Annotated in this window: 21 protein-coding genes; 11 read left to right on the forward strand and 10 right to left on the reverse strand. The window is 65.4% G+C overall.

Translation table 11 applies throughout. The features are described from left to right. Positions 1-12: 12 nt before the first annotated feature. The 3 genes from M3A49_RS08985 to M3A49_RS08995 form a co-directional block, all read right to left on the reverse strand. Positions 13-195 carry a hypothetical protein gene (locus M3A49_RS08985; protein ID WP_266228378.1) on the reverse strand — a complete coding sequence of 61 codons (183 nt, stop codon included), beginning with the start codon at positions 193-195 and terminating at the stop codon, positions 13-15. Positions 196-202: 7 nt separating this feature from the next. Then, the gene (locus M3A49_RS08990) at positions 203-1,486 is read right to left on the reverse strand and encodes a c-type cytochrome (protein ID WP_266228503.1); all 1,284 of its coding nucleotides are present in this window, start codon (positions 1,484-1,486) and stop codon (positions 203-205) included. 94 nt (positions 1,487-1,580) lie between these two features. Further along, complete coding sequence (locus M3A49_RS08995; RefSeq protein ID WP_416338939.1) at positions 1,581-2,309, reverse strand: c-type cytochrome; 729 nt, start codon at positions 2,307-2,309, stop codon at positions 1,581-1,583. Positions 2,310-2,715: 406 nt separating this feature from the next. Here M3A49_RS08995 and M3A49_RS09000 point away from each other — a divergent pair, with 406 nt between their 5' ends. Continuing rightward, positions 2,716-3,456, forward strand: a complete 741-nt coding sequence (locus M3A49_RS09000) for a FadR/GntR family transcriptional regulator (protein ID WP_266228379.1) — start codon at positions 2,716-2,718, stop codon at positions 3,454-3,456. An 89-nt stretch (positions 3,457-3,545) separates the two neighbouring features. Here the strand turns inward: M3A49_RS09000 and M3A49_RS09005 are convergent, their stop codons facing one another. Continuing rightward, positions 3,546-5,129: an aldehyde dehydrogenase (NADP(+)) gene (locus tag M3A49_RS09005; protein ID WP_254357629.1), complete on the reverse strand. Its 1,584-nt coding sequence runs from the start codon at positions 5,127-5,129 to the stop codon at positions 3,546-3,548. A 269-nt stretch (positions 5,130-5,398) separates the two neighbouring features. Between M3A49_RS09005 and M3A49_RS09010 the strand changes: the two genes are divergently transcribed. The 4 genes from M3A49_RS09010 to kdgD all read left to right on the forward strand — a co-directional run bounded on the left by M3A49_RS09010 (position 5,399) and on the right by kdgD (position 10,240). After that, positions 5,399-6,730 carry an MFS transporter gene (locus tag M3A49_RS09010; RefSeq protein WP_266228381.1) on the forward strand — a complete coding sequence of 444 codons (1,332 nt, stop codon included), beginning with the start codon at positions 5,399-5,401 and terminating at the stop codon, positions 6,728-6,730. A 39-nt stretch (positions 6,731-6,769) separates the two neighbouring features. Further along, a complete protein-coding gene (locus tag M3A49_RS09015; RefSeq protein WP_266228382.1) occupies positions 6,770-7,858 on the forward strand; it encodes a lactonase family protein in 1,089 nt (362 codons plus the stop codon). A 63-nt stretch (positions 7,859-7,921) separates the two neighbouring features. Further along, positions 7,922-9,271 carry a glucarate dehydratase gene (gudD, locus tag M3A49_RS09020; RefSeq protein WP_266228383.1) on the forward strand — a complete coding sequence of 450 codons (1,350 nt, stop codon included), beginning with the start codon at positions 7,922-7,924 and terminating at the stop codon, positions 9,269-9,271. Positions 9,272-9,322: 51 nt separating this feature from the next. After that, entirely contained in the window at positions 9,323-10,240 is a 918-nt protein-coding gene (kdgD, locus tag M3A49_RS09025) for a 5-dehydro-4-deoxyglucarate dehydratase (RefSeq protein WP_028206318.1), read from the forward strand. A 102-nt stretch (positions 10,241-10,342) separates the two neighbouring features. Here kdgD and M3A49_RS09030 read toward each other — a convergent pair whose 3' ends face one another. Further along, positions 10,343-10,594 (reverse strand): H-NS family nucleoid-associated regulatory protein, encoded by a 252-nt coding sequence (locus M3A49_RS09030; RefSeq protein WP_266228384.1) that lies wholly within the window; start codon positions 10,592-10,594, stop codon positions 10,343-10,345. 84 nt (positions 10,595-10,678) lie between these two features. Then, on the reverse strand, positions 10,679-11,383 hold the full coding sequence (locus M3A49_RS09035; protein ID WP_266228385.1) for a cytochrome b/b6 domain-containing protein: 705 nt from the start codon (positions 11,381-11,383) through the stop codon (positions 10,679-10,681). 175 nt (positions 11,384-11,558) lie between these two features. On the opposite strand from M3A49_RS09035, the gene M3A49_RS09040 reads away from it, so the two are divergent. Continuing rightward, entirely contained in the window at positions 11,559-12,158 is a 600-nt protein-coding gene (locus tag M3A49_RS09040) for a TMEM175 family protein (RefSeq protein WP_266228387.1), read from the forward strand. A gap of 54 nt (positions 12,159-12,212) precedes the next feature. On the opposite strand, the gene M3A49_RS09045 is transcribed toward M3A49_RS09040, so the two are convergent. Then, positions 12,213-12,782 (reverse strand): DUF4142 domain-containing protein, encoded by a 570-nt coding sequence (locus M3A49_RS09045; protein ID WP_028206315.1) that lies wholly within the window; start codon positions 12,780-12,782, stop codon positions 12,213-12,215. Between the two features lie 408 nt (positions 12,783-13,190). Between M3A49_RS09045 and M3A49_RS09050 the strand changes: the two genes are divergently transcribed. Then, on the forward strand, positions 13,191-14,507 hold the full coding sequence (locus M3A49_RS09050) for an MFS transporter (RefSeq protein WP_266228388.1): 1,317 nt from the start codon (positions 13,191-13,193) through the stop codon (positions 14,505-14,507). 10 nt (positions 14,508-14,517) lie between these two features. Next, positions 14,518-15,999 carry a class I adenylate-forming enzyme family protein gene (locus M3A49_RS09055; RefSeq protein WP_266228389.1) on the forward strand — a complete coding sequence of 494 codons (1,482 nt, stop codon included), beginning with the start codon at positions 14,518-14,520 and terminating at the stop codon, positions 15,997-15,999. A gap of 115 nt (positions 16,000-16,114) precedes the next feature. Here the strand turns inward: M3A49_RS09055 and metE are convergent, their stop codons facing one another. After that, positions 16,115-18,409, reverse strand: a complete 2,295-nt coding sequence (gene metE, locus M3A49_RS09060; RefSeq protein WP_266228390.1) for a 5-methyltetrahydropteroyltriglutamate--homocysteine S-methyltransferase — start codon at positions 18,407-18,409, stop codon at positions 16,115-16,117. Between the two features lie 150 nt (positions 18,410-18,559). On the opposite strand from metE, the gene M3A49_RS09065 reads away from it, so the two are divergent. The 3 genes from M3A49_RS09065 (at position 18,560) to M3A49_RS09075 (ending at position 22,430) form a co-directional block, all read left to right on the forward strand. Further along, on the forward strand, positions 18,560-19,468 hold the full coding sequence (locus M3A49_RS09065; RefSeq protein ID WP_266228392.1) for a LysR family transcriptional regulator: 909 nt from the start codon (positions 18,560-18,562) through the stop codon (positions 19,466-19,468). Between the two features lie 265 nt (positions 19,469-19,733). Next, positions 19,734-20,684, forward strand: coding sequence for a choline ABC transporter substrate-binding protein (locus M3A49_RS09070; RefSeq protein ID WP_266228394.1), 951 nt, complete (start codon positions 19,734-19,736; stop codon positions 20,682-20,684). A gap of 99 nt (positions 20,685-20,783) precedes the next feature. Continuing rightward, the gene (locus M3A49_RS09075; RefSeq protein ID WP_266228395.1) at positions 20,784-22,430 is read left to right on the forward strand and encodes an APC family permease; all 1,647 of its coding nucleotides are present in this window, start codon (positions 20,784-20,786) and stop codon (positions 22,428-22,430) included. A 96-nt stretch (positions 22,431-22,526) separates the two neighbouring features. Here M3A49_RS09075 and M3A49_RS09080 read toward each other — a convergent pair whose 3' ends face one another. Both M3A49_RS09080 and betA read right to left on the reverse strand, forming a co-directional pair. Continuing rightward, entirely contained in the window at positions 22,527-23,966 is a 1,440-nt protein-coding gene (locus M3A49_RS09080; protein ID WP_266228396.1) for a hypothetical protein, read from the reverse strand. 154 nt (positions 23,967-24,120) lie between these two features. Continuing rightward, positions 24,121-25,839, reverse strand: coding sequence for a choline dehydrogenase (gene betA, locus M3A49_RS09085; protein ID WP_266228397.1), 1,719 nt, complete (start codon positions 25,837-25,839; stop codon positions 24,121-24,123). Positions 25,840-25,849 lie beyond the last annotated feature (10 nt).

Genomic DNA, 25,849 nt, shown 5'->3' on the forward strand with positions numbered 1-25,849 from the left:
TGTCTGTCTGAGCTATTGGATGATGCCGCGCGGCAGGAACACGACGAAGTAGAAGATGAACCAGAGCGCGGCCACGATCGCCGTGGCAATGCCCGCTACCGCGAGCGCGCCGCCCGGGCCGCTGGCCACGATCTCGTCGACCTGTTCATGTTGCGGGCGCTCGCCCGGTTGTTCGGGTACGGGAGTTTCGATCATCGCAGCCTCAGAAAAGCGGCGCGGAACGCAGCGCGTTCACTTCGTGTACGGAAACCGGCGAGCCGTGATTGCCCCACGCCGTGCGGATATACGTGACCACGGCCGCTACTTCTTCATCGGAGAGCGACTGTGCGAAGGGCGGCATGCCGTAGGGCATGGGGTTCTTGCGCGTGCCCGGCGCATAGCCGCCGTTGAGCACCATACGGATGGGATTCACGGCCGAGTTCATCTGGATCGACTGGTTGTCGGCGAGCGGCGGGAAATGCGGCGGCTTGCCCTGGCCTTCGGTCGCGTGGCACACCGCGCACTGCGACTCGTAGATCTTCTTGCCGAGCGGCACGAGGCGGGCGGCTTCCTCCGTTGCGAAAGTGCTCTTGGGCGACTTGTCGACTTCGTTGTTGTGGCCCGGCAGCGACTTCAGATATACGGCCACGGCGCGCACGTCGTCTTCGGTGAGGTACTGGAAGCTGTCGTAGACCACTTCGGCCATCGGCCCGTACACGGCGCCGCGTTTGGACACGCCTGCGTGCAGCAGATCGACGATGTCCTCGATGCTCCAGTCGCCGAGGCCCGCTTCGCGGTTCGACGTGAGCGAGGGCGCGTACCAGTTCTGCACGGGAATCAGACCGCCCTGGAACTCCTTCGAAGCCGAGTTGCCGCCCAGCGCGTTGATGGCCGTGTGGCACATCGTGCAGTGGCCGAGGCCTTCCACGAGATAGGCGCCGCGATTCCATTCGGCAGACTGCTTCGGGTCGGGCTTGAACTCGCCCTGGCGGAAGAACAGCGTGCGCCAGCCGAGCAGCAGCGCGCGCTTGTTATACGGGAAGCGCAGGTCGTGCGCGCGGTTCTCCTTGCGCACGGGCTGGGTGGAGAGCAGGTACGCGAAGATGGCGTCCGAGTCCGCGCGCGTGACCTTGGTGTATGACGCGAACGGCATGGCCGGATAGAGCAGCGTGCCGTCGCGCGACTTGCCCTCGTGCAGCATGCGGTAGAACTCGTCGGCGGTCCACGAGCCGATGCCGAAGGTCTTGTCCGACGAGATGTTCGGCGTGTAGAGCGTGCCGAACGGCGTTTCCATCGGACGCCCGCCGCCGAACATCTGCTCGGAAGGCACGGTGTGGCACGCAATGCAGTCGCCGGCGCGCGCGAGATATTCGCCGCGCGCGATCAGTTCGGCGTTGCTCGCCACCGGCTTCGCGTTGGCCGTGGCTGCCGCCGCGGCGGCGCTCGCCGCGTCCGCTGCGTTCGCGCTGGGCGCGGCCGTTTGTGCGAGCGCGACCGCGGCGCCCATGCAGAGCGTGGCGGCCGCGAGCGAGAGGCGCGTCGCGAGTGGCTTTGACGATGACGGGAGAAGGGATCGAAGTCTGCGCACGTCGAGGCCCCGGCTAGTTATGGACGCTGCCGCACGCGAGCGGCAGCGGCGAGGCCGCCGCCGGCGTCGTATCGGCGGGCGCGGGTTGCGACGAGAGCCAGGCCGCGATCGCGGTGATGTCGCGGTCGGCGAGACGGGTGGCGATGTCGTGCATGCAGTCGGGCGCAGCGGCGCGGCGCGTGCCGTAGCGGAACGCGCCGAGCTGCGCGCTGATGTAGTTCGCATGCAGGCCCACGAGGCCCGGAATGGCCGGCTGCATGCCCGTGAGCGAGGCGCCGTGGCAGCCTGCGCAGGCGGGCACATTGCGCTTGCTGTCGCCGTTCATGACGAGCGTTTTACCGAACGCGAGCGTGGCCGCGTCGACCGTGGGTTTGGCGGGCGGCGGATAGGGCGGGTGCTGCTGCGAGAAGAATTCCGCGATCTGCTTGAGGTAGGCGTCGGGCAAATACGCCAGCAGATAGTTCATGGGCGGGTAGCTGCGGCCGCCGTCGCGGAAGGCGACGAGCTGGTTGAACAGATAGCCCGCCGGCTTGCCCGCGAGACGCGGGAAGTAGTCGTTGTCGGTGCCTTCGCCGTGTGCGCCGTGACAGGCCGCGCAACCCATCACGCGGGCCTGCATCGTGTCAGGCGCGGGCTCGGCGGGCGGCGCCGCGAGGAGCGGCGCCCATGGCAGCGCGAGCGCAAGGATGAGGAGGACGATGCGGGTTCTCAATGATTCCCTCGTTGCGGATGGTAACGACACAAACGCGTTGCGATTCGATATCAGTTGAGGCGTCGTCCGTGGGGGATTCTCATTGTCTAAAACGGCCGGGCGCGCACCTTTTGGAGGAGATTATCGGAGAACGCCGACTTGTGCAGCCAGGATGTGCAAATAAATTCGCCGGATTATTGCAGTGCGATATGTTTGCTAACACAACGATGTGCGTTTCTCCCCGCGGGTCGGCGCGTCGCGAATTGCATCGGAATGCGAAATAAAGTAAGGATCGTTCACGGAGCGATTTCGTGTGGTGTCCGGGCCTCCACAGGTGGCGTCCATCATGCGGTCGTAGGATGTCCCTGGTCGCATGCGTGCGTGCTTTTCCGGTGGTTGTCCGACAACGTATAATGCAACATGACTTACGCACGCATATCGAGCCAAGGAGATCCACATGGCGGAGTCGCTTGCCACGCCCATCGCCGCGCGTAGCCGCAATCTCGCCGAGCAGGTCGTCAACTTCATCAGCGCGCAGATTGCCACGCGCGCGCTCAAGCCCGGCGACAAGCTGCCCACCGAAAGCAACCTCATGACGCAACTGGGCGTGAGCCGCACGGTGGTGCGCGAGGCCATCTCGCGTCTGCAGGCCATGTCGGTGATCGAAACGCGTCACGGCATTGGCAGCTTCGTGCTGGAACCGCGCCGCGAGCCGCTCGATCTCGACGTCGTCCCGGCCAGCACGCTGGACGATGTGCTTTCTGTGCTGGAGCTGCGCATCAGTCTCGAAACGGAGGCCGCGGGCCTCGCCGCCCAGCGTGCGAGCGAGCGCGACCTGGCGGGCATGCGCGCCGCGCTCGACGCACTCGACGTCGTCATCCGCACGGGCGGCGACAGCTCGGGCGCCGACCTCGACTTCCATATCTCGGTGGCGCGCGCCACGGGCAACCGCTATTTCGTCGACATCCTCACGCAGATGGGCGCGGCGTTGATCCCGCGCCGTCGCGTCGATTCGGCTGGCATCGCGCATCGCGATCCGCAGGCTTACGCCGAGCTGGTGAACCGCGAGCACGAGAGCATTTTCGACGCCATCGCCCGTCACGATCCCGAAGGCGCACGCGCGGCCATGCGCATGCATCTGTCGAGCAGCCGCGAGCGGCTGCGCCGCGCGGCGGCGGAGTCGGGCGAAAAGGCATAGCGCGTTGCAGCGCGTAGCGTGCATCGAAAAACAGCGGCCAATGGCCGCTGTTTTCATTTGCGATGCGTGAAAGGCGCTGATGAGGCAACTCAGCCGCGCATCATCTCGCCGTTCTTGCGCCGCCAGAGATCGAGCGGATTGGCGTCCGCCAGTGCCTGCGGCAGCAGCTCGGCCGGGAAGTCCTGATAACACACCGGCCGCAGGAAGCGCTCCATCGCGCTCGTGCCAACCGACGTCGCGCGGCTATCGGAGGTGGCCGGGAACGGGCCGCCGTGCACCATCGCGTGCGTGACTTCCACGCCGGTCGGGAAGCCGTTCACGAGCAGGCGGCCGGCCTTGCGTTCGAGTATCGGCACGAGGCGCATCGCGGCGGGCACATCGGTGCGGTCCATCTGGATCGTCGCGGTGAGCTGGCCCGCGAAGTGCTCGGCCACGGCGAGCAGTTCGGCTTCGTCCTTGCAGCGCACGAGCGTCGAGGCCGGGCCGAACACTTCGTCTTCGAGGGCGGGCTGCGCGAGGAAGGTTTGCGCGTCCGTCACGAAGAGGGCGGCGAACGCCTGGTTCGGGCCGCTCGCGCTCTGGCCTTGCGCGAGGGCGCTGACGCCCTGGGTTTCGGCCAGCCGCCGCGCGCCTTCTTCATACGCCGCATGGATGCCCGCCGTGAGCATGGTCTGCGCGGGCTTGACGCCCAGCGCCTGCGCGGCGGCCTGCGCGAACTGGTCGAGCGCCGGACCCTCGATGCCGATTGCCAGACCCGGATTCGTGCAGAACTGACCCGCGCCGAGTACGAGCGAATCGACGAAGCCCTGCGCGATGGCCGCGCCACGCGCCGCGAGCGCCTCGGGCAGCAGGAACACGGGATTGATGCTGCTCATTTCCGCGTAGACCGGAATGGGCTCAGGCCGGTTCGCGGCGATGCGCATGAGCGCCGTGCCGCCCGCGCGCGAGCCGGTGAAGCCCACGGCCTTGATGGCCGGGTGCGCAACGAGCGCCTCGCCCACGGTGCGCCCCGCGCCGACGATGAGCGAGAACACGCCCTCGGGCAGTCCCATCTCCTGCACGGCCTGCTGGATCACGCGGCCCACCATCTCCGAGGTGCCGAGGTGCGCGCCGTGCGCCTTGACGATGACCGGGCAGCCCGCCGCCAGCGCCGCGGCCGTGTCGCCGCCCGCCACCGAGAACGCGAGCGGGAAGTTGCTCGCGCCGAACACGGCGACCGGGCCGAGCGCGATTTTCTGCAGACGCAGGTCGGCGCGCGGCAGCGGCTTGCGTTCGGGCAGGGCGGCGTCGAGCGTGGGCGTGAGCCACAGACCCTGGCGCACTTCCTGTGCGAACAGCTTGAGTTGACCGACGGTGCGGCCGCGCTCGCCTTCGAGGCGCGCCTTGGGCAGGCCGGTTTCCGCGTGGGCGCGTTCGGTGAGCGCGTCGCCGAGCGCGGCGATGCCGTCGGCGATACGTTCGAGGAACGCCGCGCGCACGGCGAGGGGTAGCGTGCGGTAGGCGTCGAACGCCTCTGCGGCGAGCTTGCAGGCGGCGTCGACGTCGGCGGCCGTGCCGCTGCCGAAGGCCGGTGCGGGGATCGCTTCGCCCGTGGCGGGATTGAAAGCCGCGAGCGGCTTTTCCGAGCCGCGCACCGCGCGGCCTCCAATGAGCATGTCGCCAGTGATTTGCATATCGTCTCCGAGCATCGTTGCAGTGAGTTAAGTCATCGTACAACCATAATACGCCAGTTCATCGCCGCCGCCCACCCGCGGCAGGCACCTGTACCAGACAAAGAGCGCTGCAGGCGCGCCAATTCGAGCTTTATCGGTTATGATTCCCGTTCCGGAGCAGGGTAAACACGACATTGGCTCCCTCGACAGCCGAGCTTAGAATGTCATCAGACAACGTACCACGACACATCTAATCCGCGCGCCGCCAGCGCCTGAAGGAGACAACCCCGATGTCCGTCCCTGCCAACCGTTATGAGGACCTGCTGGAGTCAGCCAGCGCGAAGGTCCTGCGGCACGTGCTCCCGCTTTTCCTCATCATGTTCATCGCGAACTATATCGACCGTGTGAATGTCGGCTTCGCCGGCGCGCACATGAAAGCCGATATCGGTCTTTCGGCGGCGGCGTATGGGTTCGGCGCGGGGCTGTTCTTCGTGGGCTATGCGATTTTCGAGGTGCCGTCCAACATCCTCATGCAAAAGTATGGCGCACGCGCCTGGCTCACGCGCATCATGGGTACGTGGGGCGTCGTGGCGGCCGCCATGGCGTTCGTGCACAACGACACCTCGTTCTACGTGCTGCGGTTTCTGCTGGGCGTTGCCGAAGCCGGTTTCTTTCCCGGCGTGATCTATTACTTCGCGCAGTGGCTGCCGCAGAAAGAACGCGGCAAGGCGGCGGCGGTGTTTCTCGCAGGCTCGGCGTTCGCCTCGGTGCTCTCGGGTCCGATCACGGGCGCGCTGCTTTCCGTGCGCGGCCTCGGTCTCGCGGGCTGGCAGTGGATGTTCCTGATCGAAGGCGGCTTTTCCATCGTGCTTTGCGGCGTGAGCTGGGTGTTCCTGAAGTCGCGCATTCGCGATGCCCACTGGCTCACGAGCGACGAGCAGGGCGCGCTCGAAACGTACCTGGCGCGCGAGCAGGCCGAGCGCGAAGCCGCCACGGGCGCGCACGTGCCGGTGCTGCGCCTCTTGAAGGACCCGCAGATCGTGCTGTTCTGCTTCCTCTACTTCGCCATCCAGCTCACGATCTACGCGGCCACGTTCTGGCTGCCCACGATCATCCGCAAGATGGGTGGCCTGACCGATTTCCAGGTGGGCCTCTACAACGCCATTCCGTGGCTGATCGCCATCGTCGCGATGTACTGCTTCGCGCTGCTCTCGGCGAAGTACCGCTTCCAGCAGGCGTGGCTCGCCGTCGCACTTGTGATCGCGGCCTGCGGCCTGTTCGCTTCGACTTCGTCGGACCCGGTGTTCTCGTTCGTGGCGATCTGCTTCTCGGCCATCGGCTTCAAGGCGGCTTCGTCGCTGTTCTGGCCGATGCCGCAAGGCTATCTCGACACCCGCGTGGCCGCCGGCGTGATCGCGCTCATCAATTCGCTCGGCAACCTGGGCGGGTTCTTCGCGCCGGCCACCTTCGGCTATCTTCAACAGCATACGGGCTCGATTACGGGCGGCCTCTACGGCCTTGGCGTGACGTCGCTGATTGCCGCCGCCGCCGCGTTCCTCGCCCGTAACAAGCCGTCGCGCCGTGCCTTCGCCGACGATTCGATCCGCAGCGGCGCGCACTGAACCCGCGCGCAACCCTCAATCGAGAAGGAAACCCACACCATGGACCAGCCGAACCCCGAACGCTTCTTCGTCTACGTCGCGAATTCGAAAGACGGCGACATTGGCGTGTTTCATCTCGATGCGCGCAATGGCGCGCTCACGCCGCAAGCGCGCGTGGCCGCGCAGGACAACGTGATGCCGATGGCGCTCTCGCCCGATCGCCGCCGCCTTTACGCGGCCACGCGCGGTGCGGACAAGCGCATCAACGACTACGCCATCGACGCGCAAAGCGGCAGTCTCGCGCCGCGTGTGCAGACGCCGATCGAATCGAGCCTCGCGTATCTGTGTGCCGAGCCGCAGGGGCGTTTCCTGCTGGGCGCTTCGTACGGCGAGCATCGCCTGAGCCTGTATGGCGCGCGGGATCTCGAGAACGGGCATGGCGCGCCGCTGCAGGTGATCGGCGAGATCGAGCATGCGCACGCCGTGATCGTTTCCGCCGACGGGCGCTTCGCCTATGCGTCGTCGCTCGGCAGCGACCGCGTGTTTGTTTTCGCGCTGGAAGACGCGGGGCGCCTCGTCGAGACCGGCACGGTCGATCTCGGGGCGGGCTTCGGTCCGCGGCATCTGCGCTTTTCGCCCAACGGCGACGTGCTGTACGTGCTGAGCGAATTCCGCGCGACGGTGGCGGCTTTCGCGCGCGACGCCGCCACGGGCAAGCTCACGGCGCTGCACGTCTCGCCGCGCGCGCCGGTGCTCGAGCATCTGAACGACGGCTTTGCGCGCCCGAGCCCCACGGACCCCGTGCAGCCCGACCCCGCCGTGCTCGCGAAGCTCGTCTGGGCCGCCGACATCCACGTCTCGCCCGATGGGCGCTTCGTCTACGTGTCCGAGCGCACGACGAGCCAGATACTCACGCTGCGCGTCTCCCAGAACGGCGCGCTCGATTACGTGGGCGCGACCCCGACCGAGACGCAGCCGCGCGGTTTTCGCATCGACCCGACGGGCCGTTTTCTCGTGGCGTGCGGAGAAAAATCGCAACACGTGTCGGTCTACGCGATCGATGCGGCGAGCGGCGCGCTCACACCCGTCTCGCGCGGCGAGGGCGGCAACGGTGCGAACTGGGTTGAGATCGTTGCCGCCAGCGCTTGACCGGTTCAACCCAAAGTTTCGATTGTCAGGGCCAAGCGCCGCACTTTTACAGGTAATCCGTTCATGTCTACACAAACCGTTCAACCGAACGCCACGCCCGTTGTGACCGAGCTGCGCGTCGTGCCCGTGGCGGGCCGCGACAGCATGCTGCTGAACCTCTCCGGCGCGCACGGTCCGTTCTTCACGCGCAACGTCGTGCTGCTGTGCGACAGCGCGGGCAACACCGGCATCGGCGAAGTGCCGGGCGGCGAGGCGATCCGCAAGACGCTCGAAGACGCGCGCGCGTTCGTGGTCGGCCAGTCCATCGGCAATATGCAGTCGGTGCTCAACACCGTGCGCAAGCAGTTCGCCGATCGCGACACGGGCGGCCGCGGCCTGCAGACCTTCGACCTGCGCACCACGATTCACGCGGTCACGGCGCTCGAAGCCGCGCTGCTCGACCTGCTCGGCCAGCATCTGAACGTGCCCGTTGCCGCGCTGCTTGGCGAAGGCCAGCAGCGCAGCGAAGTGGAGATGCTCGGCTACCTGTTCTTCATTGGCGATCGCAACAAGACCGATCTCGCCTACGCGAGCGGCGCCGATGGCCGCGACGACTGGGAGCGCCTGCGCACCGAAGAGGCGATGACGCCGGAAGCCGTCGTGCGCCTGGCCGAAGCCGCGCAAGCGCGCTACGGCTTCAACGACTTCAAGCTCAAGGGCGGCGTGCTGGCGGGCGACGCGGAAATGGAAGCGGTCACGGCGCTGGCCGAGCGTTTTCCCGAAGCGCGCGTGACGCTCGACCCGAACGGCGCGTGGTCGCTCGCGGAAGCCATCCGCCTGTGTCGCGACAAGCATGACGTGCTCGCCTACGCGGAAGACCCGTGCGGCGCGGAGAACGGCTATTCGGGCCGCGAAGTGATGGCCGAATTCCGCCGCGCCACCGGCCTGCCCACGGCCACCAACATGATCGCGACCGACTGGCGCCAGATGGGCCACGCGATTCAGCTGCAATCGGTGGACATTCCGCTCGCCGACCCGCACTTCTGGACCATGCAGGGCTCGGTGCGCGTGGCGCAGATGTGTAACGACTGGGGCCTCACGTGGGGCTCGCACTCGAACAACCACTTCGACATTTCGCTCGCGATGTTCACGCATGCAGCCGCCGCGGCGCCCGGCAAGATCACGGCGATCGACACGCACTGGATCTGGCAGGACGGCCAGCGCCTCACGCGCGAGCCGCTGCAGATCGTGGGCGGCAAGGTGCAGGTGCCGCACAAGCCGGGCCTCGGCATCGAGATCGACATGGACGCGCTGGAAAAGGCCCACGCGCTCTACAAGGAGCACGGCCTCGGCGCGCGCGACGACGCGATCGCCATGCAATACCTCATTCCCAACTGGAAATTCGACAACAAGCGTCCGTGCCTCGTGCGCTGAACGCCGTCTTCGACTGAACACCTCTACTGACTTCGCAACAGGATCAAGACCATGACCACGCCGCAAGAACTCAAGCAAATCGTCTCCGAAGGCCTGCTTTCGTTCCCCGTGACCGACTTCGACGCGCAAGGCAACTTCCGCGCGAGCACCTACGCCGAGCGCCTCGAATGGCTGGCCCCGTATGGCGCGAGCGCGCTGTTCGCGGCGGGCGGCACGGGCGAATTCTTCTCGCTCACGAAGAGCGAATACTCGCAGGTCATCAAGACCGCCACCGAAACCTGCAAGGGCAAGGTGCCGATTCTCGCGGGCGCGGGCGGCGCGACGCGCGTGGCCATCGAATACGCGCAGGAAGCCGAGCGCAACGGCGCGCAGGGCATTCTGCTGATGCCGCACTACCTCACGGAAGCGTCGCAGGAAGGCATTGCCGCACACGTGGAGCAGGTCTGCAAGGCCGTGCCGAAGATGGGCGTGATCGTCTACAACCGCGCCAATTCGAAGCTCAACGCCGATATGCTCGAGCAGCTCGCGGACCGCTGCGAGAACCTCATCGGCTTCAAGGACGGCGTGGGCGAGATCGAGGCGATGGTGACGATCCGCCGCCGTCTTGGCGACCGTTTCTCGTACCTGGGCGGCCTGCCCACGGCAGAAGTCTACGCAGCGGCGTACAAGGCACTGGGCGTGCCCGTGTATTCGTCGGCGGTGTTCAACTTCATTCCGAAGACGGCCATGCAGTTCTACCGCGCGATTGCCGCCGACGACCACGCGACGGTGGGCAAGCTCATTGACGAATTCTTCCTGCCGTACCTCGCCATTCGCAATCGCCGCGCGGGCTACGCGGTGAGCATCGTGAAGGCGGGCGCGAAGCTCGTGGGCCGCGACGCGGGCCCGGTGCGCGCGCCGCTCACCGACCTCACGCAAGAGGAAGTAGCGCAGCTCGACGTGCTGATCAAGAAGCTCGGCGCGCAGTAACGCTTCCGGTATTTACGCCATGCTCGCGCCAGCCGGCGCGCGGCATGGCTTGCGACAGGGCCCTTGCGGCCCTGTTTGCTGATGAAGGGCGAATGCGCTCGGTCAGGCGTTGTCGCCGAACAGGTCCAGATTGGCGCGCTCGCGCTTTTTGCCTGCATTGCCTTCGGACTTGCGGGCGCGGCGCGCGGTCTTTTCGCGGCGCGGTTTGCCGAACACCTCGTCGGGCGTGAAGCCGAATTCGGCGATTGCCGCGCGCACGTTGGCCAGTGCCTCGTGCGCCGCTTCGGCGCGCACCGCTTCGATGCGCTCGTCGAGTTCGCGCTTCTGGGCGAGCAATTCGCGGTAGGTAGCCATCGATAATTCTTGTCGAGTGAAACGAGCCGCTGATTTTACGCGTTGTGCAGGCTTCGCGTGGGCTTTACGCCGCAATTTCCGGCATCAAAGATACGCGGCGAGCAGCGCCACCACGACGCCGCATAACCCCATCAGCAAGGCCGCGAGCCAAAGCGACCCGCGCGCGGGCGCGCACACCGAGGCGGGCAGGCGTTTTTTGCCGCTCACCATCGGGCCGACCAGATTGTGGCCTTTCACGAGCGCATAGACCGCAATCGCGCACACGTGCAGCACGACCGCTGCCGCGAGCAGATCCCAGCCCCACGCGTGCAGGCCGGCGATCGCGTTGGCGATTTTTGCGGGCACGATTTCGCTGAGCGGGCCTTCGTCGGCGATGTCGTTGTTGTCGTAGAGGCCGGTGAGCGTTTCGACCAGCAGCAGCGCGAGCAGCAGCAGAACCATCCAGCCGCCGGCCGCGTTGTGGCCCACCTGGACGTCGGGCTCGCGCCGCCACAGATGGCGCAGATGCTCGATCGCCTTGCGCGGCGAGGCGACGAAATGCGAGAAGCGCGCGGTCTCGCTGCCGAAGCACCCCCACAGGATGCGAAACAGCACGAGCGCGAGCAGCGTCTCGCCGAGGCGCACGTGCATCTGCATCCAGTTCATGCGCTGTGTGACGTAAGCGGCCGCCACAAGCACGACGGTCAGCCAGTGGAAAAGCCGTGTGGGCAGGTCCCAGACAGGCACGCGCCGCTCAGGGCGGTCGGGGGGCTCGGGACGGTCGCGGGTTGCGGATGGCGTGGAGCTCATGATTCGAGGCGGGCGGCCGGGCGTAGCGCTCAAAGGCATCATAGGCCAGGAATGCGCGCGCGATGTATGGCGCAACCCGCTCAACTGCGATGCCCTCAGCGGTTACGTGGCGTCGCGCGGCGACTTCGGCGATACTTGCCGCTCGCCTTACATCCCTTGCAAGCCGATTCCGCAGATGGAAAAAAACCGACTCGAAGCATTCAGCGATGGCGTGCTCGCCATCATCATCACCATCATGGTGCTGGAACTCAAGGTGCCGCATGGCGACGATCTTGCTGCGCTCGCGCCGCTCTGGCCGGTTTATCTGAGCTATGTGTTGAGCTTCATCTACGTGGGTATCTACTGGAACAACCATCACCACATGCTGCAGGTGGCGCGCCGCGTGAACGGGTCGGTGCTCTGGGCCAACCTGCATCTGCTGTTCTGGCTTTCGCTATTGCCGTTCACCACGGGCTGGATGGGCGAGAACGAGTTCGGGCGCTGGCCGACCGCGCTCTACGGCATCAACCTGCTGCTCTGCGCGCTGGCTTACGTCGTGCTGCAATTCACGCTGGTGCGCTATCACGGGACGCAAAGCCCGCTTGCCATTGCGCTGGGCAATGACGTGAAGGGCAAGATTTCACCGGCGCTGTATCTGGCGGGGTTTGCGCTCGCGGCGTTCGACTATCCGCGCATTGGCGCGGCCTTCTACTTCTTTGTGGCGTTGCTCTGGCTCGTGCCCGATCGACGCATGGAGCGGCTCGCCCTCGCGGCCGGCGAAAAGAAGGAAGAGTAAACGGCACTGGGGCCGGCGCGCATGCGGCCGGCCCCTTCGAGCATCACATCGTCATCAGCCTGCCAGGTGCTTGCGCTTGGCGAGTTCCTGAGCCTTGGCATAGTCGGCCTGGATCACAGGCAGGCCTTCCGTGGCGGCCTTCTTGAGACCCGCGTCGCGGCCCGAGGCGATCTCCGCCTGGAACGCCGAGAGCGTCTTCTGCTGGCCGGCCAGCGCGACCTGCTCGATATACGTCTTGTCGAAGTCCGCGCCGCGCAGATCGTTGATGCTGCTGATCACCGCCGCATCCGGGTCGTTGCGCGGCACGTCCACGCCGCGCGGGCTCGCCGCGCGCATCGAGTCGGACAGCTTCGAATAGTCGGCCACCAGTTTTTCCGCAAAGGCCTTCACTTCGCGATCGGTCGAGCGCGAGTCGGCAATGCGCGCGGCATCGCGCTGCGTGGCGACGGTTTGCGTGCCGTCCGCGATGAAGGCCTTGTCGGCTTCGTGAAGCTTGCCGGGTGCGGCCGAAGTCGAGGCAGAAGCCGCGGAAGGCGCGGGGGTCTGCGCATGGGCGCTCAGCGTAACGGCGCAAAGGCTGGCGGCCGAAGCCGCGATGAGCGAGGCAAGCGAGAGGCGAGTCATGTGAACTCCTTTCTGCGTAGTTGGTATCGATTGCACGCGCAGGGCCTTGCGTAATGCGGCTTTCCGTGCGGCTCTGCGCGGGACCGTTGTGGCGTGGCGCCTTGCTGCTCAACGGTCTGGGGAATTCTATGAAGTTGCTCGCCGTTCAGGTGAAACGATTGCTTCGCTTGTGTAACGGTTGGTAAGAAAGCATGCGACAGAAATAACGATCCGCATATTCACATCGACGTCATGCGTTTATGCAAATACGGCGTTTTCCATTCGCGTCAACCGGCGCACAATGTCCCTCGCGCTATCGTTGTTGCTACAGCGAAAAGTCCCACGATCTGGGCACGAACGCGGTTTGAGTCTCACGAGCTTGCGCATCAGCACATGCAAAAAAACGTAGGCCAACGAGGAGGAGACAGGATGGACGACGAGCTGGTTGCAACCGCATCCACCACAAAATCGACTGCCGCCGCGAATTTTCGCTGGCGCGTGCTGATCTGGCTGCTGTTCGGCGGCATCATCAACTACCTCGATCGCGCGAATCTCGCGATCGCCGCGCCCGGCATGATTCACGACCTCGGCCTCACGCGCACGCAGGTCGGCCTGCTGGGCACCGTGTTCGCCTGGACCTACGCCGTGATGCAGTTGCCGGCAGGCTGGATCATCGACCGCTTCGGCGCGAAGCGCGCCTATGCAGTGGGCATGATCTGGTGGAGCGTGGCGACGTGGCTCACCGGCGTGGTCGGCTCGATCTCGGGCCTCATCGTCATGCGCGTGCTGCTCGCCGTGGGCGAGGCGCCGTGCTGGCCGACCTCCGCGAAGATCACGGCCGCGTGGTTTCCCGCCAAGGAGCGCGGCTTCGCCACCGGCATCTGGGATTCGTCGTCGAAGTGGGGGCCCGCGCTCGCGCCCGCCGTGCTCGTTGCGTTGATGATCGCGTTCGGCTGGCGCTCGCTCTTTCACGTGACTGGCGCCATCGGCATCGTTTTCGCCGTGCTGTTCCTGTTTCTCTATCGCAACCCCGCGCAAAGCAAGCGGCTCACGCGCGAGGAATTTGCGTATGTCGAAGCGGGCGGCGGCGGCCACGAGCGCTCGCTCACCACCGCGCCCATTCGCTGGCGCGCGCTATTCGCCTCGCGCAGCGTGTGGGGCATGATCTTCGGCTACTTCTGTGCGATCTGGCTGTGGAATATCTTCCTCGTGTTCCTGCCGCTTTATCTGCTCGATCGCTTTCATATTTCGTTCGCACAACTGGGCATCTACGCGAGCATTCCGTGGTTCGGCGGCGCGGTGGGCGAGATCGTCGCGGGCTGGATCGCGAAGAAACTCGTGGATCGCCGCGTGGCTTCGCCCATGGTCGCCAAGCGCATGCTGATCGTGGTGGGCGCCATTGGCGCGGGCGTGTGCGCGGCGGCGCTGCCACTCGCCGGCACGATAGGCGCGAGCGTCGCGCTGATGACGCTGGGGCTGGCGTTCATCGCCGCCACCATCGGCAACGCGTGGGCGCTCGCGGCGGACATCGCCCCGTCTTCGATGGTCGCTTCCGTGAGCGCGATCCAGAACTTCGGCGGCTATTTCGGCGGGGCGTTCTCGCCGGTCGTGGCGGGCTTTATCGTCGACCGCACGGGATCGTATTCGCTGGCGTTCATCATGGGCGGCGCGATCGCAGCCTGCGCGGCGCTGTTCTACTGGTTCATGGCGCGCAGTACGGTGGGCCAGTCCGCGGACGCAGCTTGAGGAGACCAACGTGAACGCCTACGAACGCTTTCCCTGGCGCGCGCTATACGACGCCGGGATCGAGCCGAATCCTCGCCAGGACTATACGAACGGTCTCGACATGTTCGCGGCGGCGCTCGCTCGCGCGCCGCACGAAAGCGCGCTGCTTTACTTCGACGGCAGGCTCGACTGGCAGGCGCTCGACGCATGGAGCGACCGCATCGCCTGCTTGCTGCTGGACGAAGGCGTGCAGCGCGGCGACCGTGTGGCGCTCTATCTGCAGAACGTGCCGCAGTTCGTGATGGCCTTGCTCGGCATCTGGAAGGCGGGCGCCGTGATGGTGCCGGTCAATCCGATGAACCGCGCGCGCGAACTGAGACTGTTGCTCGACGATTCGCAAACGCGCGTGCTGATCTGCGACGCCGCGCTCGAAGGCGAAGTCGTTCGCGAAGTGATGGCGAGTATCGAAGCCGAAGGCAAAGCCGCGCCGCGCGTACTCACGACGCGCGCGCGTGCGCTGCAAACACGCGACGATCCACGCGTGTTCGGTGCACAGCGCGAGCCAAGCGGGGCAGGCGAGGACGCACGCGATCTTTTGCAGGCAGCGCAGGCCGTGCAGCCAGGGCGCAAGCCGCCGCCGGTCGCGCTGGCGGCGAGCGACGCCGCCATGCTCGTCTATACCTCGGGCACGAGCGGCCGCCCGAAAGGCGCGATCTGCACGCACGGCAACTTCGCGTTCAACTCGCAGACCTACCGCGATTTCTGCGGCCTGCGCGAAGGCGGCCCGATACTCGGCGTGGCGCCGCTCTTTCACATTACCGGCCTGGTTGGCCACATCGGCGCGGCGTGGATTGCGCGGGCACCGCTCATCCTCACTTATCGCTTCGACCCGGCGGCCACGCTCGACGCCATCGAGGAACACCGCGCGGAATTCACGATTGGCGCGATCACCGTGTTCATCGCGCTGCTGCATCACGCCGATGCGACCCGCGAGCAACTCGCGACGCTCACGAAGATCTATTCGGGCGGCGCGCCCATCGCGCCCAGTGTGGTGGAGGCGTTTAGCACGAAGTTCGGCCACGTGATCCACGGCGCGTATGGGCTCACTGAAACGAATTCGCCCGCGCACATGGTGCCGCTCGCGCGGACGGCGCCCGTCGATCCGCGCAGCGGCGCGCTGGCCATGGGCGTGCCCGTGCCGGGCGCCGAAGCGGCGATCGTCGACGATGATGGGCACATGCTCGCGCCCGGTGAAACGGGTGAGATCGTCTGCCGCGGACCGATGGTCGTGCCCGGCTACTGGAATAACGTGGCGGCGACGGTCGATGCGTTGCGCGGCGAGACCGTGAAAGCGGTGGTGAGCCTGCGTGCGGGTGAGGTGGCCGACGCAGCGGAACTGATCGCGTTCTGCAAGGCGCGCATGGCTGCGTACAAATACCCGCGCGTCGTCGAGTTCCGCGACGAATTACCGAAGACGGCCACGGGGAAGATCTTGCGGCGCGATTTGCGGTAATGGTTGCGTAAGCAACTTGATTGGGTTGAAAACTGACGCGCCCCGAGACAGGCTCGGGGCGCATGACACGACTCGCTAACGGGCTAGCGGGCTAACGGGCGTGCGCTTCGGCGCCTTATTGCACCTGGCTGCGCAACGCCTTGGCGGCAGCGACCATGTTGGTCAGCGCCGGAATCACCTCGGCCCACTGACGCGTCTTCAGACCGCAGTCCGGGTTGACCCACAGGCGTTCTGCCGGAATGCGCCCGGCGGCCTTCTGCATCAGCTGCACGATGTGCGCTTCGGTCGGGATGTTCGGCGAGTGAATGTCGTATACGCCGGGCCCGATTTCGTTCGGATACTTGAAGTTGTCGAACGCGTCGAGCAGTTCCATGTCCGAGCGCGAGGTCTCGATCGTAATGACGTCCGCATCCATATCGGCGATCGACGCGATGATGTCGTTGAACTCCGAATAGCACATGTGGGTGTGGATCTGCGTTTCGTCTTCCACGCCGTTCGCCGTGATGCGGAACGACTCGACGGCCCAGCGCAGATACTCGCCCCACTGCGCGCGGCGCAGCGGCAGACCTTCGCGCAGCGCGGCCTCGTCGATCTGGATCACGCCCACGCCGGTCTTTTCCAGGTCGAGCACTTCTTCGCGAATGGCGAGCGCGAGCTGGTAGCACGAGACCGAACGCGGCTGGTCGTCACGCACGAAGGACCAGTTGAGAATCGTCACGGGGCCGGTGAGCATGCCCTTCATGGGCTTGTTCGTGAGCGACTGCGCATAGGTGATCCACTCCACCGTCATCGCCTTCGGGCGGCTGATGTCGCCGAACAGAATGGGCGGCTTCACGCAGCGCGAGCCGTACGACTGCACCCAGCCGAACTGGCTGAACGCGTAGCCGTCGAGCTGCTCGCCGAAGTATTCGACCATGTCGTTGCGCTCGGCTTCGCCGTGCACGAGCACGTCGAGACCCAGTTGCTCCTGCTCACGCACGCTGCGCTCGATTTCGGCGCGCATGGCGGCATGGTAGCCCGCGTTGTCGAGCGCGCCGCTCTTGAACTGACTGCGCGCCTGGCGGATTTCCGCCGTTTGCGGGAACGAGCCGATCGTGGTGGTCGGGAACGCGGGCAGCTTCAGGCGTGCGGCCTGCTTCGCGGCGCGCTCGGCGTAGGCGTGCTGACGATTGCCGAGCTGCGCGTCGATGCGGGCGATCGCGGCCTTCACTGCGGAGTTGTTCACACGCGGCGACTGGCGGCGCGCCTGAACGGCGGCGGCGTTCGCCGCGAGAACGGCTGCGACCTTGTCGCGACCGGCATTCAGCGCCGTGGCGAGCACCTTCACTTCGTCGAGCTTTTGCAGCGCGAACGCGAGCCACGAACGGATTTCAGCGTCGAGCTTCTCTTCGCTCGCGAGATCCACCGGCACGTGCAGCAGTGAGCACGACGGCGCGATCCAGAGGCGCTCGCCCAGTTGCTTCGCGAGCGGCTCGAGCCAGTCGAGCGTGGCGTTCAGGTCCGTCTTCCAGATGTTGCGGCCGTTGATCGCGCCCACCGAAAGCACGCTCTGGGCCGGCAGCTTTTGCGCGGCCAGCGCGACTTCTGCGCGAGCGTTGATCGCGTCGACATGCAGACCGTCGACGGACAGCGAGCACGCGAGGTCGAGATTGTCCTGCAGTTGGCCGAAGTAAGTGGCCAGCAGCAGCTTGACGCTGCGTAGCTCGAACCCTTCATACGCCGTTGCAAACGCGGCGCGCCATGCCGGATCGAGTTCCGTCACGAGAATCGGCTCGTCGATCTGCACCCACTCGACGTCCATCACGCGGAAGTAGTCGAGCAGCGCGCGGTACACGGGCATGATGCGCGGCAGCAGCGCCAGCTTGTCCGAGTCGTCCTTGGCCTTGCCGAGCCACAGGTAAGTGAGCGGCCCGATGATCACCGGCTTGGCCTTCACGCCCAGTTCGCGGGCTTCGCGCAGTTGCTCGGAAAGACGCGAGGTGTCGAGGTTGAACTGCGTGTCGGCCGTGAATTCGGGGACGATGTAGTGATAGTTCGTGTCGAACCACTTCGTCATTTCGCCGGCCGCGACGCCGCCGCAGCAAGCGGCATGGTCCTCGGCGCCTGCCGCCGAGCGGCCACGCGCCACGCGGAAGTAGTTGTCGAGCTTGTCGCCGTGGAAGCCCTGCATGCGCTCGGGCAGGTTGCCGAGCGTGAAGCTCATGTCGAGCACCTGGTCGTAGAACGCGAAGTCGCCGGCGGGCACGAGGTCGAGATCCTTCTGGTTTTCCCAGTGGCGCGCGCGCAGTTGCGCGCCGAGCGCCTTCAGTTCGTCGCGCGAGGATTCGCCCTTCCAGTAGCGTTCCAGACCGAATTTGAGTTCGCGTTTCGCGCCGATGCGCGGAAAGCCGAGATTGTGCGTGGTGACCATGTGCGGTGCCGTCCGAAATGAAAGTTCTGAAAACGATCCAGGGTGGCTGCGATCATAGAGGTATCCGACGATGAAGAAAAATGGCATTATTTCATCCATCCATTAATTTTCTTCATCTGTCGCCAGCCTGGCGCGGGGTTCTCCTTTTTTATGCTCGAACGCGTTCATCTAGTCATCGTCCGCGAAGTCGCCCGCCAAGGCTCGCTCACCGCAGCGGCGGAGTCGCTTTTCCTCACGCAATCAGCGTTGAGCCATACGGTCAAGAAGATCGAGCAGCAGCTCGGTACGCAAATCTGGGACCGCGAGGGGCGCAGCCTGCGGCTGACGCAGGCCGGGCAATATCTGCTCTCGTTGGCCGAACGCCTCTTGCCCCAGTTCGAACTCGCGGAAGAGCGCATGAAGCAGTACGCCGCGGGCGAGCGCGGCACGTTGCGCATCGGCATGGAATGCGCCCCGTGCTACCAGTGGCTGCTCAAGGTGGTCTCGCCGTACCTGGCGCGCTGGCCCGACGTCGACGTGGACGTGAAGCAGCGTTTTCAGTTTGGCGGCATCGGCGCGTTGATCGGCTATGACATCGACGTGCTGGTGACGCCCGATCCGCTCAACCGGCCCGGACTGCGTTTCGATCCGGTGTTCGACTACGAACAGGTGCTGGTGGTCGCGGAAAACCATCGGCTCGCGAACGTGCGCTACGTGAAGCCCGAGCAGCTCGTCGACGAAACGCTCATCACGTATCCCGTGGATACCGATCGGCTCGATATCTACAACCAGTTTCTGCGGCCCGCAAGCATCACGCCGCGCCGTCACAAGACGATCGAAACGACCGACATCATGCTGCAGATGGTCGCGAGCCATCGCGGCGTGGCCGCGTTGCCGCGCTGGCTCGCGGAAGAATACGCAGACCGCATGCCGCTCGCGATCGCGAAGCTCGGCAAGCAGGGCATCGCGAAGCAGATCTTTCTCGGCACGCGGGAAGGCGACGCCGTGGTCGATTACCTGAAATCCTTTGTTGATTTCGCGCGCGACCCGGTCTGGCAACAGCCCCGTGTGCGAGGCTGACGCCGCCCGGCGCACGCGAGCTTGCGGCAATGGACGCGTGTGCCGGCCTGATTACGTTTTGAAAATGAAAGGAACGCCGCGCAAGTTCGTATATTGATCGTTCAATTAACTTAAAGCCGCTGTTCATCGGCGCTCGCTGGAATCGCTTGTCGCTTCTGCGCAATTGCTCGTCGCAATTGCTACGTTAGTCCGCTTTTTGCCGGACAACCATGTGTCATGAGACTTCATGACCCTGCGACGCAGTTCGATTCCTGAGGAGATGACGATGTGCCGATTCCCCCTGCTTAAGACAGGCGCGCTCGCGTGCGCCGCGATCCTCTGCACCAGCGCCTATGCGGCCGATCCCGCCGCGTGCAAGGACGTGCGCTTTGCCGACGTGGGCTGGACCGATATCGCGGCGACCACGGGCGTGGCATCGACGATTCTCGGCGCGCTTGGCTATGCGCCGACGAAAACGATCGCTTCGGTGCCGATCACGTTTGCAGGGCTCAAGAGCAAGCAGATCGATGTGTTCCTCGGCTACTGGTCGCCGACCATGGACCCGATCATCGAGCCTTTCGCGAAGTCGGGCTCGATCAAGGTGCTCTCGACGCCGAATCTCACGGGCGCGAAATATACGCTTGCCGTTCCCGATTACGTCTACCAGGGCGGCCTCAAATCGTTCCAGGACATTGCGAAATACGCGGACAAGCTGCAAGGGCGCATCTACGGCATCGAACCCGGCAACGACGGCAACGCGCTGATCCAGAAGATGATCGGCGCGAACCAGTATGGGCTCGGCAAATTCAAGCTCGTCGAATCGAGCGAGGCGGGGATGCTCGTGCAGGTGAACCGCGCCGTGCGCGAGAAGCAATGGATCGTGTTCCTCGGGTGGGAGCCGCATCCCATGAACGTGCAGATGAAGATCGACTATCTCTCCGGCGGCGATGCGGTGTTCGGGCCTGACTATGGCGCGGCGCGCGTGCTGACCGCAGAACCGCCCGACTATGCGGCGCGCTGCCCGAACGTGGCCAAGTTCGTGTCCAACCTGCAGTTCACGACCGCCATCGAGAACCATTTGATGGTGCCGATCGCCAACAAGCAGGACCCCAACAAGGCCGCCGCCGACTGGCTGCGCAGCAACCCGCAGGTGCTCGACAACTGGCTCGCCGGCGTGACCACGCTGGACGGCAAGCCGGGCCTGCCTGCCGTGCGCGCCTCGCTGGGCGTGCACTGACGCGCCGTTGTCCGCGGTGAGAGCCGCGGACACCCCTGCGGTACATCCCTATTTGCGCGGCAATTTTGGTTGATTAGCGTTCAAAAGAGGAGGAGGCAGATGGAGCAAGCAGGAATCGGTACCCATGGCGCAGAGGAGAGCGCCGCACGAGGCGGTCATGGCCATGCGCTGCAGCGCGGCCTCACATGGAAAGATGCGTTCTGGGTGACGAGCGGCGTGCCCGCGGGCGTGCTGTTCACGATCGGCGGCGTTTGCGCGACCATCGGCCAGCCGGCCTGGGCCATCTGGATCGCGTCGATCACGATGGGCCTCGTGCAAAGCGCCACTTATGCTGAGATTTCAGGGCTCTTTCCGCACAAGTCGGGCGGTGCTTCGGTGTACGGAGCAATCGGCTGGGTCCGCTACAACAAGATGATCGCGCCGGTTTCCGTGTGGTGTAACTGGCTCGCGTGGTCGCCCATGCTGGCTCTGGGCTGCGGACTCGCCGCGAACTACGCGCTCGCCACGCTGTTCGCGCCCGAAGCGGCGATCCTGCAGTGGCACTGGACGCTCGCCAACCTGGACTTCATCAAGCCGGGTCTCACGCTGCGCATCAACGCCACGTTCCTGATCGCCGCGGCGTTCCTGCTGATCACATTCCGGCTTCAGCACAGCGGCGCTTCGAAGGCCGCGAAAACGCAGAAGATTCTCGGTATCGCTTCGCTCACGCCGCTTTTGATCGTCGGCCTCGTGCCCTTCATCACGGGCGATGTTCCCGCAAAGCATCTCTTTCCGCTGCTGCCGCTCGGGCACGACGCGCACGGCAATCTCAGCGCGGCGGTCTTCGGCACATGGAACGGGCAGGGCGTGGTCATGGCGCTGGGCGCGATGTTCATGGCGGGATGGGCATCGTACGGCTTCGAAACGGCGGTGTGCTATACGCGCGAGTTTCGCGACCCGCGGCGCGATACGGCGCGGGCGATATTCTGGTCGGGCGCGCTTTGCCTCGTCGTGATGACGCTCGTTCCGCTCGCGTTTCAGGGCTCACTGGGCACGGCGATGATGCTCGATCCGCGCATTGGCGACGGCACCGGTGTGGGCGCCGCGATGGCCGCGATGGTGGGCGGCGGCGCCTGGGTGGGCAACGCCGTGGTGGTGATGCTGATGCTCTCCATCTTGCTGATCGTGATGACGTCGATGATGGGTTCGTCGCGCACGCTCTATCAAGCTTCGGTGGACGGCTGGCTGCCGCGTTACCTCTCGCGCGTGAACGAGCACGGCGCGCCGACGGCGGCGATGTGGACCGATCTCGGTTTCAATCTCATCCTGCTCGCGATGTCGGACTATATGACGGTGCTGTCGATCTCGAACGTCTGCTACATGTTGTTCGTTTTCCTGAACCTTCAGTCGGGCTGGATTCATCGCATGGATCGTGGCGCGTGGGCGCGACCATTTCGTTGCCCGACGTGGCTGCTCGCGCTGGGTGCACTATGCGGCTATGCGAATCTCGTGTTCGTGGGCGCGGGCGCCAATCTGCAAGGCGAGGGGACGCTGCGCGATGGCATCATTGCCATGCTGCTGATCGTGCCGGTGTTTGCTTTCCGGCATTACTGGCAGGATCGCGGGCGGTTTCCGGCGGGCAGTGCGCTCGATATGGAAGTGAGCGTGCCAGTGCGCAGCCGGTGGTTCAGTCTTGCGCCTTATGGCGCCCTCGTTGCGGCCGCGCTGACGATTGCGGTTTCGCATTGGCTGGCCGCATCGGTCTGAGTGGGCTTCAGTGTTGGCGGCATCGAGCGGGCGGGTTGCTCGCGTGGTGCCGCGTTTTTTTTGGCGCGCTTTTCGCGTAATTGATCGCACGCTGCATCAATGATGCTTGATGACGCCCAACGTGACCGTGAAATCGGCGGTTGCATACGAGCCAATCATGCTCAATTGCGCGACCGGGTTGCTGTGCGCGTCCTCGAGCGTCAGCACCCCGCCGGTGAGGCCGTTGACGAGACCGGATACGAACGTACCTTGCGTAGCGGGAGCGTGCAGCTTGATGACGTCGCCCTTCACGAAGCCCGCTATCACGCCAGCGAAGGCCCCGGGGTTGAGCAGAACCAGCTTGCCCGTGTTGCTGGCGAACCTGATGGTTTGCGAGCTTGCCACCGCCGCAACCGATACGACGGCGCCCGCGTCGAGCGCAATCGTCCCAGCGCCCCCCAGCGAACCCGCACATACGAGTTCGCTGCCAGCGTCGGCGTTGATCGTACCGTCGTTGCTTAGGTCTCCCACCAAAATCAGCGGCCCGTTTGCCGTGATAGTCCCGCCGTTGTTTTCGAAACCCATGGGCGCAGTCACCCGGCCACTGCCGGACAATGTGCCGCCCTTGTCCACGCCGAGCGCGGCCGTGTCGATTTGTCCGTGATCGAGCGTCAATGTGCCGGTCGCACTGACGTTGACGCCCAAGCCTGCCGATACGATAGCGTGGGCCGCCACATCGAGGGAACCTGTTCCCAGCGCAGCGCCAACGCCCAAGGCGCCTTCGACGACAAGCCGCGCGCGTGGGCCCGAAATCGACACTTTGCCGCTCACGTGAGTTTGCGGCGTCCAGCCGATATACAGATCGCTGGCGGCAACGACGCTGCAGCCTCCGATGGTGAGCGTGCCGTTGGCCTGGCGGCCGACGATGATCTGGCCGCGCGTGGTGAGGGTCGCCTCCGAGACGCTCACGGTCCCCTCGGCATGATTGCCGACGACGAGTGCCCAGGGATAGGCGAGTGGGTCGCCATTGCCTGCGGTGACGGTGCCGCCATCGGCAATGGTCAGCGTGCCGGAGCTGCCTTGCCCGACCGCAATCGGCTGATTGCCGCCATCGACGACAGCCCCCGCGCCTTGAACCACCAACGCGGCGGACGGAGGCCCGGCGTCACCGATCAGGATTCCGTAATTGTCCACCGAATGGAACGGCGTGATCGCGACAGCGGCTTGCTTGCCGACCGTTAGCGCGCAGGTGCCCCCGTGGCTGCCGTCTATGGGCAAGCCAAGCCTCGGTGTGGTCAGGACCGCGCCTGGGTCGAGCGTCAGCACCTGGTTGGCTTGCACGCCATAAGTCGCCGTCAAGAGACCCGATACGGTGGCGCTCCCGTAGAACTTCAGCCGTTGTACGGTCCCGCCACCGGTCACCACGACGCCGACGCCATCGATGCTCGCAACGTCGTTCGGCCCAGGCGGCTGCGTCGCGGCTACACCGTTGACGGTCCAGTTTGCCGCAGACGCAAAATCCCCGGCCGCGCCTGGGGCCCAGCTATAGACGGCCATGCTCGATCTCCTGATGCGCCGCAGATAAACGCTCCGCTCCCTAAGCCTAAAGATTGCGGTGCGTTTTCGCGTCCATCATCTGGTGGAGAACGTGAGCCGGCGCGCAGATCCTGCGCGCCGGCTCTGGCCCGTCGGCGTTGCTTAAAGCGTCACGCTATGCGCGTACTTTCTCCCTGCGCGACGTACCTTCCGCCGCGGAAAAACGCGCCCCCCGCGCCGGCGTCCCATTCGCCACGAAATACGGCGCCCGCGATCGCGCAAGCGCCTCATGCCCGCGTATGCGGTCCGCGATCTTCTCCGCGATCATGATGGTCGGCGCATTGAGGTTGCCGGTGGTGATGCGCGGCATGATCGACGCGTCCACCACGCGCAGGCCATCGAGTCCATGCACGCGGCCTTCGCTGTCCACCACGGCCATGTCGTCGTAGCCCATCGCACACGAACACGACGGGTGATAGGCCGTTTCCGCGCGGTTGCGCACGAAAGCATCGATCTCGGCGTCGGTCTTGAGCGCCGCACCGGGGCTCAACTCGCGTCCGCGAAACCGGTCAAGCGCGGGCTGTGCAAGGATTTCTCGGGTGACGCGGATCGCGTCGCGGAACTCGCGCCAGTCGAGCGCCTCGGCCATGTAGTTGAAGAGAATCGACGGATGCTGGCGCGGATCGCGCGAGCGCAGCTTCACGCGCCCGCGGCTCGGCGAGCGCATCGAGCCCACGTGCGCCTGAAAGCCGTGCATCTTGATCGCATTGCTGCCGTTGTAATTGATCGCAACGGGCAGAAAGTGATACTGAAGGTTCGGCCACGGATCGTCGTCGCGCGTGCGAATGAAGCCGCCCGCCTCGAAATGATTGCTTGCGCCAATGCCGGTGCCGCGCAGCATCCATTCAAGGCCAATAGCCGGTTGATTGCGCATGAGGAGCGCAGGGTAAAGCGAGACCGGCTCCTTGCACTCGTACTGCATGTACATTTCCAGGTGGTCCTGAAGATTCTGCCCGACGCCCGGCAGATCGAGCAAAACGGGAATGTCGAGCTCGCGCAGCCACGCACCGGGGCCGACACCCGAGCGCTGCAGGATCTGCGGCGAGGCGATCGCGCCCGCACACAGCAGCACTTCGCGGCGCGCGTAGCGGGTCACGCGTGCGGGCCCGTCGAGAAAGACCACGCCACACGCCCGCTTGCCGCTGAACAGAATGCGGTCCGTCACGGCGTGCGTGACGATATCGATGTTGGGCCGATGCCTGGCCTGATCCAGATAGCCTCGTGCGGTGCTCGCGCGCCGGCCTTTGGCCGTCACGGTGCGGTCCATCGGCCCGAAGCCTTCCTGGCGGTAGCCGTTGAGGTCGTCGGTGCGCGCATAGCCCGCCTGCACGCCCGCCTCGATCATGGCCTCGAACAGCGGGTTCACGCCCGGCTTGCTCGTCGTCACATGAACGGGACCTTCGCCGCCGTGATAGTCGTTCGCGCCGATGTCGCGCGTTTCAGCCTTGCGGAAATAGGGCAGGCAGTCCAGATAGCTCCAGTCTTCAAGCCCCTTGCGCTCGGCCCAGCCGTCGTAGTCGAGCGCATTGCCGCGGATGTAGCACATGCCGTTGATGAGCGACGACCCGCCCAGCCCCTTGCCGCGGCCGCATTCCATGCGCCGGTTGTTCATGTGCGGCTCGGGATCGGTTTCGTAGGCCCAGTTGTAGCGGCGGCCCTGCAACGGGTAGGCGAGCGCCGCGGGCATCTGCGTGCGGAAATCGAAGCGGTAGTCGGGGCCGCCCGCTTCGAGTAGCAGCACGGTCGCGTCGCGATCTTCGGTGAGGCGCGCGGCAAGCACGTTGCCCGCCGATCCCGCGCCGATGATGATGTAGTCGTATTCTTGCGCTGCCATGCAGGACTCC

Source organism: Paraburkholderia sp. CNPSo 3076 (assembly GCF_026343935.1).
Classification (GTDB): Bacteria; Pseudomonadota; Gammaproteobacteria; order Burkholderiales; family Burkholderiaceae; genus Paraburkholderia; species Paraburkholderia nodosa.

Excerpts from the sequence above, each read along its gene's own strand:
- M3A49_RS09035 (WP_266228385.1), bottom strand. The coding sequence starts at position 11,383 with ATGAGCTCCACGCCATCCGCAACCCGCGACCGTCCCGAGCCCCCCGAC.
- M3A49_RS09030 (WP_266228384.1), bottom strand. The coding sequence starts at position 10,594 with ATGGCTACCTACCGCGAATTGCTCGCCCAGAAGCGCGAACTCGACGAG.
- metE (WP_266228390.1), bottom strand. The coding sequence starts at position 18,409 with ATGGTCACCACGCACAATCTCGGCTTTCCGCGCATCGGCGCGAAACGC.
- kdgD (WP_028206318.1), top strand. The coding sequence starts at position 9,323 with ATGACCACGCCGCAAGAACTCAAGCAAATCGTCTCCGAAGGCCTGCTT.
- M3A49_RS08990 (WP_266228503.1), bottom strand. The coding sequence starts at position 1,486 with ATGGGCGCCGCGGTCGCGCTCGCACAAACGGCCGCGCCCAGCGCGAAC.
- M3A49_RS09015 (WP_266228382.1), top strand. The coding sequence starts at position 6,770 with ATGGACCAGCCGAACCCCGAACGCTTCTTCGTCTACGTCGCGAATTCG.
- gudD (WP_266228383.1), top strand. The coding sequence starts at position 7,922 with ATGTCTACACAAACCGTTCAACCGAACGCCACGCCCGTTGTGACCGAG.
- M3A49_RS09000 (WP_266228379.1), top strand. The coding sequence starts at position 2,716 with ATGGCGGAGTCGCTTGCCACGCCCATCGCCGCGCGTAGCCGCAATCTC.
- M3A49_RS09040 (WP_266228387.1), top strand. The coding sequence starts at position 11,559 with ATGGAAAAAAACCGACTCGAAGCATTCAGCGATGGCGTGCTCGCCATC.
- M3A49_RS09080 (WP_266228396.1), bottom strand. The coding sequence starts at position 23,966 with ATGGCCGTCTATAGCTGGGCCCCAGGCGCGGCCGGGGATTTTGCGTCT.
- M3A49_RS09065 (WP_266228392.1), top strand. The coding sequence starts at position 18,560 with ATGCTCGAACGCGTTCATCTAGTCATCGTCCGCGAAGTCGCCCGCCAA.
- M3A49_RS09045 (WP_028206315.1), bottom strand. The coding sequence starts at position 12,782 with ATGACTCGCCTCTCGCTTGCCTCGCTCATCGCGGCTTCGGCCGCCAGC.
- M3A49_RS09050 (WP_266228388.1), top strand. The coding sequence starts at position 13,191 with ATGGACGACGAGCTGGTTGCAACCGCATCCACCACAAAATCGACTGCC.
- M3A49_RS09010 (WP_266228381.1), top strand. The coding sequence starts at position 5,399 with ATGTCCGTCCCTGCCAACCGTTATGAGGACCTGCTGGAGTCAGCCAGC.
- betA (WP_266228397.1), bottom strand. The coding sequence starts at position 25,839 with ATGGCAGCGCAAGAATACGACTACATCATCATCGGCGCGGGATCGGCG.
- M3A49_RS09075 (WP_266228395.1), top strand. The coding sequence starts at position 20,784 with ATGGAGCAAGCAGGAATCGGTACCCATGGCGCAGAGGAGAGCGCCGCA.
- M3A49_RS09070 (WP_266228394.1), top strand. The coding sequence starts at position 19,734 with ATGTGCCGATTCCCCCTGCTTAAGACAGGCGCGCTCGCGTGCGCCGCG.
- M3A49_RS08985 (WP_266228378.1), bottom strand. The coding sequence starts at position 195 with ATGATCGAAACTCCCGTACCCGAACAACCGGGCGAGCGCCCGCAACAT.
- M3A49_RS09005 (WP_254357629.1), bottom strand. The coding sequence starts at position 5,129 with ATGCAAATCACTGGCGACATGCTCATTGGAGGCCGCGCGGTGCGCGGC.